This is a genomic window from Thermoplasmata archaeon, assembly GCA_035532555.1.
Classification (GTDB): domain Archaea; phylum Thermoplasmatota; class Thermoplasmata; order Lutacidiplasmatales; family UBA184; genus Lutacidiplasma.
Genome location: DATKQS010000024.1, coordinates 202,071 through 215,616, shown reverse-complemented (window position 1 = coordinate 215,616; position 13,546 = coordinate 202,071). Strand labels below are relative to the sequence as shown.

The following is a 13,546-nucleotide window of genomic DNA, read 5'->3' as shown; positions in this document are numbered from 1 at the left end:
GCCCCGCCTCCCCCCGGGGCTCCGACCGGCGATCCCACCGAGTCGGGGACCCGCCCGGCACGGTCATATTTCGCCCAGGGCTCCGATGAGGTGACGGATGGCCGCCATCACCTTCGATCTATGGCACACGCTGATCCAGCTGGCTCCCGAGGCCGAGGACCGGTACATCGGGCTGCAGGAGGCTACACTTGCCGAAATCCTCCGGACCTCCCCTCCTGCGCCCGGGCGCGAGCCGGGACGGGCGATAGATCCGGCCGATGCCGCCCACGAAGCGTGGACCTCGGCGCTCGCGCGCGAGGGCCGAGGTGCGCCGATCTCTGACCTCGCCCGCGTCGCGGCGGGCCACGCGGGACGGCGACCGGAGCCGGAGCGCTGGGTCGCCGCCATCGAGACCCTGGTGGCGGCCCAGCCCTTCGAGGAGGTCCCGGGGGCCCGGGACCAGCTTCGCCGGCTGGTCGACGAGGGCTACCGAATCGCGGTCGTTTCGAACTTGGTAGGAGAGAGCGGCCAGAGCATGCGCAGGGTCTTGGAGCGCCTCGACATGGCCCGGTTCATCGAGTCCTGGGCGCTCAGTGAAGAGCTTCCATGGGCGAAGCCCGCGCCGGAGATCTTCTGGAAGGCCCTCGAGCCGATCGGGACGTTGCCGGCCGATGCGGTACACTTCGGGGATCTCGGCAGTGACGTCCACGGCGCCCGGGCCGCGGGGTTCCGCTGCTCGGTCCTCTTCCAGGGAGCGCGCAACTACGGGGCCTTGTACGCGGCGCTTTCCCACACCGAGGACCGGATTGACCCGCCTCCGGAGCGGGTGCTCTCATCGTGGAAGGATCTGCCCCCGCTGCTCGAGGACCTCTTCCCCCACGATCGCCCCTCCGGCCGCGCGCCGTAGGCCGGGCCGGGGCCCGCGTCGGTGGGGTCTACTTGTACGTGGACTGGTGGACCTTGCCCTCGTCGTCCACGATCGTGATGCATTCGCCCTCGCACTCCGCGAGACACGCTTCGCACATGATGCAGTCCGGTCCAGCGATGACGGCGGACTTCTCGACCCGGAACTGGAACTTCGCGGCTACGGCCGGGTCGTCCACGGCGTCCGGGAACTTCTCGCGGGGTTGCATCTCGAACACCGTCACAGGGCAAACATCGCGGCAGTGCTGGCAACCCGTGCACTTGTTGTGCTGGACTTCTACGGTAACCATGGTCCCTTCGTCCGGGGGGTTTCCCCGATATGTACACCTGCCAACTTCCGGGGCTTATAACGGTGAACGCTCGAGGCGGCGAGGAGGGCCCCTCCCGCAACCGCCAAGGGTCCCCGGGAGCGTGGCGCCCCGGTACCTTTCTCGTGACCGGCCGAGGACCCCCGGAGGACGCATCCACCCGCACCGGACCCGTCTGCCTGCTCACGGGAGCGACCTCGGGCATCGGGGAGGTCGTGGCCGCCCGTCTCGCGGCCCAGGGCGCTCGGATGCTTCTCGTGGGCCGCTCCGCGGAGCGCGGAGCGCAGACGATCGAGCGAATCCATAGCACGGTCCCCGGCGCCGATCTCCGCTTCTACCTCTCGGATCTCTCCCGACCGGTGGAGGTCCGCCGTCTCGCGACAGAGGTCCGGGCCTCTTCGGACCATCTCGACGTGCTGATCAACAACGCCGGGGCGATCTTCTTCACCCAGACCCTCACCGCCGAGGGCAACGAGGCCACGTTCGCGCTGAACGTCCTCGCTCCGTTCCTTCTGACCGAGCTCCTGCTCGATCGGCTCAAGCCCCACCACGGGCGCGTGGTGAACGTCTCCTCGGCGGCCCATCGGACCGCCGGCCTCCACCTCGAGGATCTCGACCGCGCCCGGGGATACTCGGCGTGGGGGGCCTACGGCCAGTCCAAGCTCGCCCTGCTGATGGTGACGTACGAGGCCGCTCGGCGCCACGCGGGCCTCGGGGTCACCTTCAACGCCTGCCACCCGGGCTTCATCCGCAGCCGATTCGGCGACGCGGGGGGAACGTTCTCGGCCCGGGCCTTCCGCGTCGCGAAGCGAATGTTCGGGCTATCTCCTGAGCACGGGGCCGACACCCCGACGTACGTCGCGACGGCTCCGGAGCTCGCGGGCGTCACCGGCCGCTACTTCGTCCAGAGCCGACCCCACGGCTCCTCGCGCGCCTCTCGCGACCGCGAGGCGGCGGGTTGTCTGTGGGAGATCTGCCTCGAGCGGACCGCGGCGTACCGGGCGCCTCTTCCCTGACCGATCCGGCCTAAGCCGGAGTCGTGCGGAACCGGCTGGGCCGGCCCATCGCTTGGAGCTTGGCGTCGTAGCCCCGGAGCTGCGCGACGTGCTCGGAACACAGGGAAAAGCGCTGCCGATCGGCGTGGGGAGAGGCCGGATCCGCGAGCGCGGCGTACAGCTCGAAGCGCGTCGGTCGATCGTCGCAGGGTCCCCCCGTGGTCGGTTCGGTCTCGCCGGTCAGCGGTCGGAACGCAAAATCGTACGCCCGTCCCATGTCGCACAGCGGCCGCTGGAAGATGTGGCTCATCCGGAGCGCGCAACCGGCCGCCGAACGTAAAGCCGGCGGTCGATCGCCCCCACGGGCCCGCGACACCGCCCGGGCCGCCCTGCGGGCACCGATATAGCCGCCGAGGGGTCGGCAGGACGTGACCGATCGGATCGAACTCGCCCCCGAGACGCGCCGGTTCGCGCGAACGCTTCTCGATACGTACTCCCACGCGACGCTCGCGCTGATGATCGACCTCGGGTCCCGGACCGGCCTATGGAAGACCCTCGCGGAGGCCCCCGGCACGAGCGCGGAGATCGCCCAGCGCTCGCACCTGACGGAGCGGTACGTTCGCGAGTGGCTGAGCGCGGTCGCCGCGGCGGGCATCGTGGCCTACGAGCCGCGCCGCCGCACATTCTCCCTGGATCCCGATCGCGCGGTCTGCCTCACGGGAGACTCGCCGTACAATCTAGCGGCCGGCAGCCGAATGGCGCTTGTCGGCGCCCCTCAGGCATCCCGCCTCGTTCGGGCGTTCCGCCGCGGAGGCGGGGTCCGGTACTCGGCCTATCTTCCCGACTTCCCCCAGATCATGGATGAGCTCAACCGCCGGAGATACGACGCCTTGCTGGTGCAAGCGTACCTTCCGCTCGCGCGGGGGCTCGCGGCGCGACTGCGGGCGGGCGCGCGTCTCGCCGACCTGGGCTGTGGGAGTGCGCACACGACGCACCTCCTGGCTCGAGCGTTCCCCCGTTCCACATTCATCGCGATCGACGACGCCTCGGCGGCGTTGCGCATGGCGCGCGCCGAGGCCCGCGCCTGGGGCCTGACGAACGTCGAGCACGTGCGAGGCAAGATCGAACGCGTGACCGAGTTCGGGCCCTTCGATGCGGTCACGATGTTCGATGCGATCCACGATCTCGCAGATCCTCCCGCTGCGCTCCGAGCCGTGGCGCGCTCGCTCAAGCCGGGCGGGATCTTGTTCGCGGAGGAACCGCGAGCATCGAGCCGCCTCGAGGCGAACCTCGGGAACCCGGGGGCCGCGTTTCTCTACGGTATCAGCGTCTCGTACTGCCTGCCGGTGTCGCTCGCGCACGGGAGCGCGGGCTTGGGGACGGCGTGGGGAGTGGAGCGGGCACGCCGGCTACTGCACGCGAGCGGCTTCCATCGCGTCGAGACCCACAATGCGCCGGCGAACTCCCTCGCGGTCCTCTACGTCGCGCGTCGTCGGTGACGGGTCGGAGCGATCGATGCCGAGTATCCACGCGAACGGAGTCGAGCTCCACTACGTGGCCCGGGGCAGCGAGGGAGATCCGGCCGCACTCGTGCATGGGTCCTGGGTCGACCTACGGTCCTGGCGCGCGGTCCTTCCGGGACTCGCCGGATCGATGCAGGTGATCGCCTACGACCGTCGGGGGCACGGGCAGAGCACGTTCGTCCCTCGAGCCCACGCTCTGGAGAGTGACGCGGCCGATCTCGGCGCCCTGCTCGAGGCCACGAACCACTATCCGGCCCACCTCGTCGGACACTCCTACGGGGCGATCGTGGCGCTCCGCCTCGCCGTAGATCGGCCCGAGCTGGTGCGCAGCCTGTCGCTGCACGAGCCGCCGTACCTGGGCCTGCTGGACGACGATCCAGCAACGGCCCCCGAGGCGGAGCGCTTGCGCTCGGGCCTTCGCGCGGAGCAGGACCGGATCCGGCGCGGGGACCTGGAAGGGGCGGCGCGGGAGGTCTTCGGGCACTTCGCCGGGGACCCGACGGCGTGGGATCGGTTCCGGCCCGAGACGCGGGCCGAGCTGCTGCGCTACACTCCGCGATGGCTGGAGGAGTTCAGCGACCCGGCGACGGAACGACCCCCGGCGGGACCGGGCCTCCGCGAGCTGCTGATCCCGATCCTCCTGACGGAGGGAACGGTGAGCCCGGCCTTCCTGCACCGCATGAGCGTGGCGCTCGAGCGAGCCCTCGTTAACGCGACCGTGCGGCAACTGCGGGACGCGGGACACGATCCGCAGATCACCCACCCGGACCTCTACGTCGCCACCCTGCTCGCATTCCTCGTCGAACGCAACGTACCGACGATGTAGCCAACGCCGACTCCGATCCCGACCGCATCGCGTTCTACCTACGGCCTCCGTAGTAGGAGCGACCTCGGAGTTCGACGATCCAGGCCCGTCCCTCGCCATGCCCCGCGCGTGGGGTTGTCGCCGCCCTCGGGCCGAGAGAAACCGACGGGTCACCCCGGGGGGTTCCCGGGAGGCACTGAGGAGCGGTCGGACACGAACGGCCGGAGGAGCTCCATGACCCCCGTGCCGAGCCACTGGCCCCCGTCGATGGCAAGGACCTGGCCGGTGATGTAGCCCGCCCGAGAGCTCACGAGGAAACGAACTGCGTCGGCGATCTCCTCCGGGGTTCCGAACCGTCCCATGGGGATGCCGCGCCGGACCCGCTCGACGAGCTCCTCCGAGGTCCACAGCTGTCGATCGGTGCCCTCTGTGCGGATCGGTCCGGGAGCGACGGCGTTCACCCGGATCCCCCGGGAGGCCCACTCGACCGCGAGGGTCCGGGTGAGCGCCAGCACTCCGGCCTTGGCGGCCGCCGAGTGAACGGTTCCCGGCCCGCTCATCCATGCGTACGCCGCGATGATGTTGACGATCGAGGCGTGGGGCGAGCGAGAGAGCATGGGGAACGCCGCCCGCGAGCAGAAGAACGTCCCGTCCAGGACGATCCCCACGACGGCTCTCCATCCGTTCGGGGACAACGACTCGGCGGCGACCGGGAAGTTGCCGGCGGCGTTGTTGATGAGGACGTCGAGTCGTCCGTATTCGCGCTGGATCTCCGCGAGGAGATGATCGACCTGATCCGGCTCCCTCACGTCCGTCCGGACCGCGACGACCCGAGCCCCGTGCCGGCGCAAAGCGGCCGAGCCGCGGGTCAGGTGCTCGTCCGATCGGCTCGCGATCGCGAGGTCGTACCCGTCGTCGGCCAGCCCCGCCGCGATCGCAAGCCCGAGACCCGTACCCCCTCCGGTGACGAGTGCTACGGGCTTCGAGGTGGATTCCACGGCCACCGGGAAGGAAGCAGGGGGTCAAAAACCCCGAGGACGGCCGGCAGGGAGGGAGGAGCGAGGTCGGGGTCACCGGGCGAGCGCTTGGCGTAGCTCGTCGAGGTCCCTCGCGTTGAGTCCGACCATTCGCACCCCGTCTTTGCGCCAGATCGCCTTTCCGTCGCGGAACGCGACGAGCGTGGGGACGACGTCGATGTGAAAGATGTCCCACAGGGGACTCTCGAGGTCCGTGACATCGGCGACGGCGAGGGGGAACGGAGCGACCCCATCGAGCCTCTGGAACCGGGGCACGTAATCCCGGCAGAACGGGCACCAGTCGGCGAGGAAGCAGACTCCCCAATCTCCGGGCCGGTCGAGCCGATCCCCGCGGAACGCTTCCGCACCCCACTTCTCCATCCCTGCTCCGTGAGAAACGAGCCCGCAGCCTTATTCAAGCCGGCGCTAACGCGCACCTCACTCCGGCCGAATCCAAGGAGTGCGCGGGGGAGCGCGCCCGAACGGAACCCGTAAGCCCCTCTTCGGAATGGCGGTGCCATGACCTGGAAAGTCCCGACCGATGCACGCGCCGAAGAGATGTTCCCTCCGGAGTTGAGCGGCCGGATCGAGACCCATCGGTTCACGAGTACGGTGCTCCGCGGGAATCCATGGGGAGATCCGACCGAGCGCAGCGTGCCCGTCTACATCCCACCGTCCGGCCGCACCGAGGGCCGACCGCTCTTGATCTTGCTTTCGGGCTACACGGGAGCCGGCCCGGCCCACTTCCGTTCTTCGGACTACTTGCGCGAATCGATCGTAGCTCGGCTCGATCGCCTGATCCGGAGCGGTGCCGCCGCCGAGGCCGTCATGGTCGGGCCGGACTGCATCACGACGCTCGGAGGAAGCCAGTACATGAACTCGAGCGCCACGGGACGCTACGAGGACTACGTCGTCGACGAGATCGTTCCAATGATCCAAGCGAAGTACCGCACGGGGCCGACCGTGACCCTGGGGACTTCGAGCGGAGGGTACGGGGCCCTGTTCTTGGCGCTGCGGCACCCCGATGTCTTCCGCGCCGCGGCGTCGAACGCGGGGGACATGTACTTCGAGTATTGCTATCCGCCGGATTTCCCCCACGCCCTCCGCGCCATCCGCAGAGCCGGGGGGCCGGAAGCACTGCTACGCACGCTGTTCCAAACTCCGACCGACGGCTTCGGACCGAAGAACGAGGATCTGCAGGCGCTGTCGACGATGGCGTATGCCTCCTGCTACTCGGCGATCGACTCCGAACCGGGCCGATTCGACCTACCGTTCGACCTCGACTCCGGAGAGCTCCGGCCCGACGTCTGGGCGAGGTGGCTCGCCTGGGACCCGGTCCGCATGATCCGTGAGGAGAGGTACCGATCCGCGCTCCGGTCGCTCGCCTACGTCTACGCCGATGGCGGCCTGAAGGACGAGTTCGGGCTGGATGTCTCTTCCCGTGTCTTCGCGGCCGAGGCACGACGCCAGGGGGTCTCCATCGATCACCAGGAGTTTCCCGGAGGCCACTTCGACAAAGGCCCGCGATACGATGTGATGATCCCGCGCCTGCTCCGGGCGGTGGGCTTCCCGCCGGCCCCGAAGTGAGCGCGCGCGGTACGGCGCGGTCTCAGAACTGGCCCTCGGCGTGGTCCGTCCATTCGGAGACGGCTTCGTCCTCGCGCCAGGAGAGGACGATGAAGTACCACGTTAGGAGGAGGAGCAGGGGAAGCTCGGTGAGGTCGCGAGCGGGGGCGGATACCTGAACGGTCCCGCCGTCGAGACGACGGCCTTCCCGCACGGGCTCGACGTGCGAGAGCTCCGTCCCATCGTCGGCGAGAAGCTGCCAGGCCGGAACGAGCAGTCCCGCGCGCTTCAGGTCGTAGCGGGCGCCGCCGGCGAGCTCGATGCGATGGTGGCTGAGGTGACCGACGAGGCGGGCGAGATCCTTCTCCTCCCCCTTCCGCCGAACGGTGACGTGGGGGTTCAGGAAACCGACCCGCTTGATCGTGAACTCCCGATCGGCGATCCGAGCGAGCGCGAGGGATCCCTGGGCCCTCGTCCAGGAGAGCGAACCGACCAGCACCGGCCCCGATAGGAGCTGGAACTCGGGCGAGGTCGGGCCGACGCGGAGCCAGCGCAGGGCCTCGCGGTCGACCGACGCGAAGGGCGTAAACGCCATCGCACCCGGAGCAACTGCAGAGGTCATAACGGCACGGGCAGGGGAAGCGGCCCGGCGGCACGGTCGGCTTAACCCGGCGGGGCCTGTCGGGGAGGGGGTACCGCTCGAATGCTCCGCGAAACGGGGTTCGTCATCGGAGGAGCGCTCCTCATCGCGCTCGGCGTCAGCTTCTGGGTCGCGCTCGCGGCCGCAGGGATCGGGTGGGAAGGGGCGTACCTCTACGCGTACGTAACGCTCGGCATCGGCCTCGGCGGCTTCTTCGTCTACGTCGGACGCGCCGAGCGACGCGCGCGGCAAGCGTTCCTGGAGCGCGAGAACTCCTCCCTGCCTCGGTGAAGAAGCGACCGGCGGGTGGTTCCGGCGCGAGCAAGGCTTTTCATCTTGGCCCGAACTCCGGCCGGCGTGGCCGGGATGGGGTAGCTTGGCCTATCCTGGGGGACTGTGGATCCCTCGACCCGGGTTCAAAGCGAGACGGGGCCGTCCCCCGTTTCCTGAGACTCTCGGTCCCGGCCCTACTTCGCGCCGCGCCGGCGCGAGGTGTTCGGGCGGTTCTTCGCAGCGACCTTCGACTTCGAAGGCGCGGCGCGTCCGATCTCGAGAGAGGCGAGCGCCTCCGGTAGGCCCGTGAGCGAGTAGTCCGCCCACGCGGCCCCCCAACGTCGCAGATCCTCCGGGGTGAGGGCCCAGCCGTGAAGGCTGGTGGCGCGGGCGACCGGGAGCGCCCCGGGGACGCCGCGGCCGGCCTCCATGTCGAAGCGTGAATCTCCCACCAAGAACAGAGGAACCCCGGGGTACCGTCGGCGGTACTCTGCGAGGTGCTCGCGCTTGGTCCCGTCCTTGGAGCCTAGGACGTCCTCGAACCAATACCGCAACCCCTCTCGCTCGAGCATCAGGTCGGCCATCTCGGCCTCCGCACCGGTGGAGATGACCATGGTCCACTGCTCTCGATCGAGCCGCTTGAGCAGTTTGGGGATCTCGGGGAACGGCCCGGCGTGGGCGTAGGCCTCGGAGATCTTGCGTTGGTGGAAGGTCCGCGCGGTCGAAGCGCGCAAGGCCGCAGGGGCGTCCGGGTACAGCTGGGCGAGCTGCGCCTCGAACGGCATCCCGGTCGTGGCCAGGTAATGGATCCGACCCTCCTCGGGCGGGGTCCCGAACGCCTTGTTCAGCACGTCCGACGCCACGTGGCTGATCAGCGAGAGATCGTCCAGGATCGTGCCGTCCAGGTCGAAGACCACCACGCCCCGGCGCACCCGACGTGGAGCCACGCTCGCGGGAGCGACACGGACCGCCGGCATGGCCACGAAGGAGGACTCCGAGGCGCGGCCCACGACGGGGAGTTCTCGGCCCTCGAGCGGAGCGGCCTCCGGCGGCGTCGTTCGAGCCGCCGGGCGGGGCGGGCGAGGCTTCCGTGAGGGCATCGAGGGGCAAAGCGGAACGACCGTCTTAAGGGGGCCGGGCCTATACGCTCTCGAAGCTCCGTGCGCCCGCCGGGAGCAGTGATCCATGGTCCACCCGAGCGATTCGATCCGCGGTCGAGCGACCTCCCTCCTTGCCGGGCGGCGCATCGTGCTCGGGATCTCGGGGTCGGTCGCTGCGATCGAGGTCCCCCGGATCGCTCGCGAGCTGATACGCCATGGCGCCGACGTCCAGGCCGTGATGAGCGCGGACGCGACCCGCCTAGTGACTCCGGAGGTCATCGAGTTCGCCACGGGCCATCCTCCGGTGGTGCAACTAAGCGGGAACGTCGAACACGTTACCCTGCTCGGCCCCGGCGAAGGTCGTGCGGACCTCTACCTCATCGCTCCGGCGACCGCGAACACGATCGCGAAGATCGCGCACGGGATCGACGACACTCCGGTGACCGCCTGCGCCTCGATGGCCCTCGGCGGTGGCGTTCCGATGCTGATCGCCCCCGCGATGCACACCCACATGGGCCTCAGCCCCGCCGTCCGGGAGAACCTCGCGAAGCTGAGCTCCTGGGGAATCGAGCTGATCCAGGGCCAGACGGTCGAGGGCGAGGAGAAGCTGGCAACCCCGGAGGAGGTCGCCGCGGCGGTGCTGCACCGCGCGGCCCGCGGCCCGTGGGCTGGACGAAAGGTCGTCGTGATCGCGGGCGCCGCCCGCGAGCCCATCGACCGAGTCCGATCGATCACCAACGAGAGCAGTGGCGCTACCGGGATCGCCCTCGCCGTGCAGGCACACTTCCGGGGGGCGAACGTGGAGCTGTGGGCCGGGCCGATGCAAGTGCCGATACCCTCCTTCATCGCCACGCGGACCTGGCGAAGCGTCGCGGATCTTCGCGCGTTGGCCCGCCGCCGGGCGCGGGAGCTTCGCGAGACCTCCACGATCCTCGTGCCGGCCGCGTTGTCGGATTTCACGACCGCACGCGCGTCGGGGAAGATATCGTCCCACGATCGCGCGGATCTCGAAATAGTCTTGCGCCCGGCCCCCAAAGTGCTCCCCGAGCTGCGGCGGCTCGCCCCCCCTCCCACGCGCCTCATCGGGTTCAAGCTCGAAGCCGATCGATCCGACGCGGAGCTCGAGGCCTCCGCGCGCCGCCTGCAGCGTGCCGCCGGTCTCGACTGGGTCGTCGCCAACGACGTCGCTACGATGGGGAGCCCGACCACGAACGCCCTCGTGCTGCCTCCGGGCGGGGGCCATCACTGGATCCGGGGGACCAAGAACACGTTCGCGGGAAAGTTGCTCGACGACATCGGGCGCGAGCTCAACAACCGCCGAGCGCGACCCCCGGCCCGGGCGGCCCGATCCCGGAAGCCCGCGGTGCGGCGCCATCGGCCTTAATACGGCGCAACCTTCGCGCGGGCGAGGCGCGCGAGCATGGTCAAACTGGCCGAGTGGAGAGGCAAGGAGATCTTCCGAAAGTATGGGGTTCCGCTACCCCCCGGGCGCGTCGCCCGGAGCCCTGCGGAGGCCGAGCAGTGGGTCCGGGACGGCAGTGTACCTCTCCCCTGCGTCATCAAGGCTCAGGTGCTCGCCGGAGGCCGCGGGAAGGGCGGGGCCGTCCGATTCGCGAACACCCCGGAAGAGGTCCGCGCGGCGGCGCAGGCGATCCTCGCACTCGAGTTCAAGGGAGAGCGGGTCCGCGAGGTCCTCCTCGAAGGCAAGCTCGCGATCGGGAGGGAACTCTACGTCGCGATCACGCTCGATCGGAGCGCGCGCGTCCCCATCCTCCTGACGAGCTCCCAGGGAGGAGTCGAGATCGAGATCGTGGAGGACTCGGCCATCATCCGCCAGCCGATCCATCCGTTCCCCGGCCTCGCAGCGTACGAGAAGCGCCGCGCATCCCAGTCGCTCGGGCTCACGGGAGCCGCGAGCAGGGCCCTCTCCCCGCTGCTCGACGCCTTGTGGAAGGCGTTCAACGCCGAGGATGCCGAGCTCATCGAGATCAATCCGCTCGCGGTGGTCGGAGAGGGACTGGTCGCCCTGGACGCCAAGGTGATCATCGAAGATGATGCCGCGTTCCGGCATCCGGAGTACTCCGAGATCCGGGACGACCGGACCCCGCTCGAGGAGATCGCACGGGAGAAGGAGATCGCCTTCGTTCAGCTCGACGGCAACATCGGCGTGATTGCGAACGGGGCCGGACTCACGATGGCCACGCTCGATGTGCTCACGGAGTTCGGGGGCCACCCGGGGGTCTTCCTCGACCTCGGGGGTACGGACGACCCGGCGAAGGTGTCCGAGGCGTTCCTTCTGATGGCTCAAGCGAGACCGAGGGCCGTGTTCCTGAACATCTTCGGAGGCGTCACGCGGTGCGATACCGTCGCGACCGGTCTCGTGCAGGCGATGGGCCAGATCCCGCCGGCCGAGCGCTTCCCGCTCGTCGCGCGGATCCGCGGGAACAACGAGGTCGAGGGGATCGAGATCCTCCGCAAGGCGGGCATCACGGCGCTCTCGAGCCTGAAGGAGTCGGCCCAGTCGGTCGTCGCCGCCGCCCAGGGCCCCACGGCGGCCGGAGGTCGCGCATGAGCGTCCTCGTCGACGCCGACACGAGGGTGGTCGTCCAGGGCATCACGGGCCATCAGGGGAGCGGGCATACTCGCCAGATGAAGCTCTTCGGCACGAAGGTCGTCGCCGGTGTGACCCCCGGTAAGGCCGGCACCCAGGTCGAAGGGGTTCCCGTCTTCGACTCGGTCCGGGAGGCCGTGGATCGAACGGGCGCGAACGCTTCGTGCATCTTCGTTCCGGCGCCGTTCGCCAAGGACGCGCTCCTCGAGGCCGTGGACGCGGGCATCCGCTTGGTCGTGATCGTCACCGAGCACATCCCGTTCCACGACATGCTCATCATGTACCACTACGCGAAGGAGCGGGGCGCCCGCATCGTCGGCCCGAACTGTCCGGGCGTCGCCTCGCCGGGGAAGGCGAAGGTCGGGATCATCCCGAACGTCGTCTTCCGCCCGGGACGCGTCGGGGTCATCAGCCGAAGCGGGACGCTGACCTACGAGATCGTCAACGGGATCCGGGAGAACGGTCTTGGCCAGTCGACCTGTATCGGCCTGGGGGGAGACCCCGTGGTCGGCACCTCCTTCGTCGATGCCCTTCCCTGGTTCGAGAACGACGCGGACACCGATATCCTCGTCCTGGTAGGAGAGATCGGAGGCACCGCCGAGGAGGACGCCGCGGAGTACATCCGTCATCACTTCACCAAGCCCGTGGTCGCCTACATCGCCGGCCGCTCCGCACCCGCCGGAAAGCGGATGGGCCACGCCGGAGCGATCATCTCGCGTGGCAAGGGCACGGCGCAGTCGAAGCAGGCCGCGCTCGAGGCCGCCGGTGCGCGGGTCGGGCGGTTCCCCTTCGAGATTCCGGATCTCGTCTCCGAGGTTCTTCGGGAGCGGGGCCGCCGGTGAGCCCCGAGGCCCCGACGCCCTCCATCTGCGCGGTCCCTGGCTGCGGGGGAGAGGCCGAACGCAACCTTGCCTTGACCGAGGCGCGCAAAGCGTTCCCGCAGCTCTCGGAGAAGGGGCGCCGGGCGCATCTGTGCAAGGCCCACTACAAGGAGTGGAAGAAAGCCACCAAAGAGGCCCGCAAGCTCGCCCGTCTCGATTGGTAAACGCCGGGGAAGGGGATCCGCTCCGAAGGGAGCGGATCCGGTTGCAGTGAAGGCCGACCGGCCCTCACTGCTTACGCATCTTCTGGGCCCGCATGCGTCGGCGCATCCGCTTCTTGCGCCATTTCCATCGCATGTGGCCGCGCTTCTTCCATGCGCGCGAGCTACGTTTCATCGCACCCCAATCCGAGTGGGGTCGCGGTGCCTCTATGGCTTATTAGCGTTACCGGCGGCCGGTCGAGGGCGGACGCGGGCCGGGACGGGAAGGTTCCGCGCCCGACCCCTGTTATGTAGCGAACCCGGTTCCCCGCGCGCGTGCTCGAACCTTCCGATTTCGAGGTGAACATTCTCGAGTTCCGGCACAAGTCGTTCTCCTACGATCGGCTCGCGACCGTGGGCGGGATCGAGTTCGTCGTCTTCACCCGGACCGAGACCGAGAGCGAGAGCCGCCTGCGCCCCCACCTGATCCACCTGCGGGTCATCGTCCCTCGCGCCTCGGTCGTCCTCGACATCGGCGCCGATCTCCTGTTCCTCGCCCCGGACGGCGTGCGGCCGGGCCCGCGCGAGGCCGGCACGGCGGTCGAGTCGGCGGCGGAGGGGACCGAGTTCCGAGAGCAGGGGTTCGACTTCCGACGCGTCGCGCTCGCGCCCGACTCGTTCGTCTACGTCGCTCGCGAGGAGTTCGACCGCGTCCTCTCCGACGACGGTCGGCGCGTGCTCGGGCTCGCCTAACGCCGCCCGGTTGCGGTGGCTCGGAGATAAAC

17 protein-coding genes, 1 tRNA gene and 1 pseudogene are annotated in these 13,546 nt (G+C 69.4%); 13 read left to right on the top strand and 6 right to left on the bottom strand.

Going from position 1 to position 13,546, the window contains the following annotated elements; all coding sequences use genetic code 11:
• The first annotated feature begins 97 nt into the window (after window positions 1–97).
• Window positions 98–886 carry an HAD family hydrolase gene (locus VMV28_07875; protein ID HUZ80514.1) on the top strand — a complete coding sequence of 263 codons (789 nt, stop codon included), beginning with the start codon at window positions 98–100 and terminating at the stop codon, window positions 884–886.
• A gap of 28 nt (window positions 887–914) precedes the next feature.
• Here the strand turns inward: VMV28_07875 and VMV28_07870 are convergent, their stop codons facing one another.
• On the bottom strand, window positions 915–1,193 hold the full coding sequence (locus VMV28_07870; protein ID HUZ80513.1) for a 4Fe-4S dicluster domain-containing protein: 279 nt from the start codon (window positions 1,191–1,193) through the stop codon (window positions 915–917).
• Window positions 1,194–1,255: 62 nt separating this feature from the next.
• On the opposite strand from VMV28_07870, the gene VMV28_07865 reads away from it, so the two are divergent.
• On the top strand, window positions 1,256–2,227 hold the full coding sequence (locus tag VMV28_07865; protein HUZ80512.1) for an SDR family NAD(P)-dependent oxidoreductase: 972 nt from the start codon (window positions 1,256–1,258) through the stop codon (window positions 2,225–2,227).
• 10 nt (window positions 2,228–2,237) lie between these two features.
• On the opposite strand, the gene VMV28_07860 is transcribed toward VMV28_07865, so the two are convergent.
• The gene (locus tag VMV28_07860; protein HUZ80511.1) at window positions 2,238–2,516 is read right to left on the bottom strand and encodes a hypothetical protein; all 279 of its coding nucleotides are present in this window, start codon (window positions 2,514–2,516) and stop codon (window positions 2,238–2,240) included.
• Between the two features lie 118 nt (window positions 2,517–2,634).
• On the opposite strand from VMV28_07860, the gene VMV28_07855 reads away from it, so the two are divergent.
• Both VMV28_07855 and VMV28_07850 read left to right on the top strand, forming a co-directional pair.
• A complete protein-coding gene (locus VMV28_07855; GenBank protein ID HUZ80510.1) occupies window positions 2,635–3,705 on the top strand; it encodes a class I SAM-dependent methyltransferase in 1,071 nt (356 codons plus the stop codon).
• A 16-nt stretch (window positions 3,706–3,721) separates the two neighbouring features.
• Window positions 3,722–4,555 carry an alpha/beta hydrolase gene (locus tag VMV28_07850; protein HUZ80509.1) on the top strand — a complete coding sequence of 278 codons (834 nt, stop codon included), beginning with the start codon at window positions 3,722–3,724 and terminating at the stop codon, window positions 4,553–4,555.
• A gap of 149 nt (window positions 4,556–4,704) precedes the next feature.
• Here the strand turns inward: VMV28_07850 and VMV28_07845 are convergent, their stop codons facing one another.
• The gene (locus tag VMV28_07845; GenBank protein HUZ80508.1) at window positions 4,705–5,532 is read right to left on the bottom strand and encodes an SDR family oxidoreductase; all 828 of its coding nucleotides are present in this window, start codon (window positions 5,530–5,532) and stop codon (window positions 4,705–4,707) included.
• Window positions 5,533–5,604: 72 nt separating this feature from the next.
• Window positions 5,605–5,931: a thioredoxin family protein gene (locus VMV28_07840; GenBank protein HUZ80507.1), complete on the bottom strand. Its 327-nt coding sequence runs from the start codon at window positions 5,929–5,931 to the stop codon at window positions 5,605–5,607.
• 138 nt (window positions 5,932–6,069) lie between these two features.
• On the opposite strand from VMV28_07840, the gene VMV28_07835 reads away from it, so the two are divergent.
• Window positions 6,070–7,137, top strand: a complete 1,068-nt coding sequence (locus VMV28_07835) for an alpha/beta hydrolase-fold protein (GenBank protein HUZ80506.1) — start codon at window positions 6,070–6,072, stop codon at window positions 7,135–7,137.
• Between the two features lie 22 nt (window positions 7,138–7,159).
• Here VMV28_07835 and VMV28_07830 read toward each other — a convergent pair whose 3' ends face one another.
• Window positions 7,160–7,711, bottom strand: a complete 552-nt coding sequence (locus VMV28_07830) for a hypothetical protein (protein HUZ80505.1) — start codon at window positions 7,709–7,711, stop codon at window positions 7,160–7,162.
• Between the two features lie 108 nt (window positions 7,712–7,819).
• On the opposite strand from VMV28_07830, the gene VMV28_07825 reads away from it, so the two are divergent.
• Window positions 7,820–8,047 carry a hypothetical protein gene (locus VMV28_07825; protein HUZ80504.1) on the top strand — a complete coding sequence of 76 codons (228 nt, stop codon included), beginning with the start codon at window positions 7,820–7,822 and terminating at the stop codon, window positions 8,045–8,047.
• Between the two features lie 69 nt (window positions 8,048–8,116).
• Window positions 8,117–8,223, top strand: a tRNA-His gene (locus VMV28_07820).
• Here VMV28_07820 and VMV28_07815 read toward each other — a convergent pair.
• Window positions 8,224–9,129 (bottom strand): HAD hydrolase-like protein, encoded by a 906-nt coding sequence (locus VMV28_07815; protein HUZ80503.1) that lies wholly within the window; start codon window positions 9,127–9,129, stop codon window positions 8,224–8,226.
• Between the two features lie 85 nt (window positions 9,130–9,214).
• Here VMV28_07815 and coaBC point away from each other — a divergent pair, with 85 nt between their 5' ends.
• The 6 genes and pseudogenes from coaBC to VMV28_07785 all read left to right on the top strand — a co-directional run bounded on the left by coaBC (window position 9,215) and on the right by VMV28_07785 (window position 13,514).
• Window positions 9,215–10,513, top strand: a complete 1,299-nt coding sequence (gene coaBC / locus VMV28_07810) for a bifunctional phosphopantothenoylcysteine decarboxylase/phosphopantothenate--cysteine ligase CoaBC (protein ID HUZ80502.1) — start codon at window positions 9,215–9,217, stop codon at window positions 10,511–10,513.
• 33 nt (window positions 10,514–10,546) lie between these two features.
• Window positions 10,547–11,164 (top strand): annotated as a pseudogene (locus VMV28_07805) (ATP-grasp domain-containing protein).
• A 3-nt stretch (window positions 11,165–11,167) separates the two neighbouring features.
• Window positions 11,168–11,701: a hypothetical protein gene (locus tag VMV28_07800; GenBank protein HUZ80501.1), complete on the top strand. Its 534-nt coding sequence runs from the start codon at window positions 11,168–11,170 to the stop codon at window positions 11,699–11,701.
• Complete coding sequence (sucD, locus tag VMV28_07795; GenBank protein HUZ80500.1) at window positions 11,698–12,582, top strand: succinate--CoA ligase subunit alpha; 885 nt, start codon at window positions 11,698–11,700, stop codon at window positions 12,580–12,582. Before VMV28_07800 ends, sucD begins: the two co-directional genes overlap by 4 nt.
• Window positions 12,579–12,785, top strand: coding sequence for a hypothetical protein (locus tag VMV28_07790; GenBank protein ID HUZ80499.1), 207 nt, complete (start codon window positions 12,579–12,581; stop codon window positions 12,783–12,785). The genes sucD and VMV28_07790 overlap by 4 nt, the downstream gene beginning before the upstream one ends.
• Window positions 12,786–13,097: 312 nt before the next feature.
• Window positions 13,098–13,514, top strand: a complete 417-nt coding sequence (locus tag VMV28_07785) for a hypothetical protein (protein HUZ80498.1) — start codon at window positions 13,098–13,100, stop codon at window positions 13,512–13,514.
• Window positions 13,515–13,546: the final 32 nt, after the last annotated feature.

Coding starts and splice junctions, on each gene's coding strand:
- VMV28_07875 (HUZ80514.1), top strand. CDS start 98: ATGGCCGCCATCACCTTCGATCTATGGCACACGCTGATCCAGCTGGCT.
- VMV28_07870 (HUZ80513.1), bottom strand. CDS start 1,193: ATGGTTACCGTAGAAGTCCAGCACAACAAGTGCACGGGTTGCCAGCAC.
- VMV28_07860 (HUZ80511.1), bottom strand. CDS start 2,516: ATGAGCCACATCTTCCAGCGGCCGCTGTGCGACATGGGACGGGCGTAC.
- VMV28_07850 (HUZ80509.1), top strand. CDS start 3,722: ATGCCGAGTATCCACGCGAACGGAGTCGAGCTCCACTACGTGGCCCGG.
- VMV28_07840 (HUZ80507.1), bottom strand. CDS start 5,931: ATGGAGAAGTGGGGTGCGGAAGCGTTCCGCGGGGATCGGCTCGACCGG.
- VMV28_07835 (HUZ80506.1), top strand. CDS start 6,070: ATGACCTGGAAAGTCCCGACCGATGCACGCGCCGAAGAGATGTTCCCT.
- VMV28_07830 (HUZ80505.1), bottom strand. CDS start 7,711: ATGGCGTTTACGCCCTTCGCGTCGGTCGACCGCGAGGCCCTGCGCTGG.
- VMV28_07825 (HUZ80504.1), top strand. CDS start 7,820: ATGCTCCGCGAAACGGGGTTCGTCATCGGAGGAGCGCTCCTCATCGCG.
- VMV28_07815 (HUZ80503.1), bottom strand. CDS start 9,129: ATGCCCTCACGGAAGCCTCGCCCGCCCCGCCCGGCGGCTCGAACGACG.
- coaBC (HUZ80502.1), top strand. CDS start 9,215: ATGGTCCACCCGAGCGATTCGATCCGCGGTCGAGCGACCTCCCTCCTT.
- sucD (HUZ80500.1), top strand. CDS start 11,698: ATGAGCGTCCTCGTCGACGCCGACACGAGGGTGGTCGTCCAGGGCATC.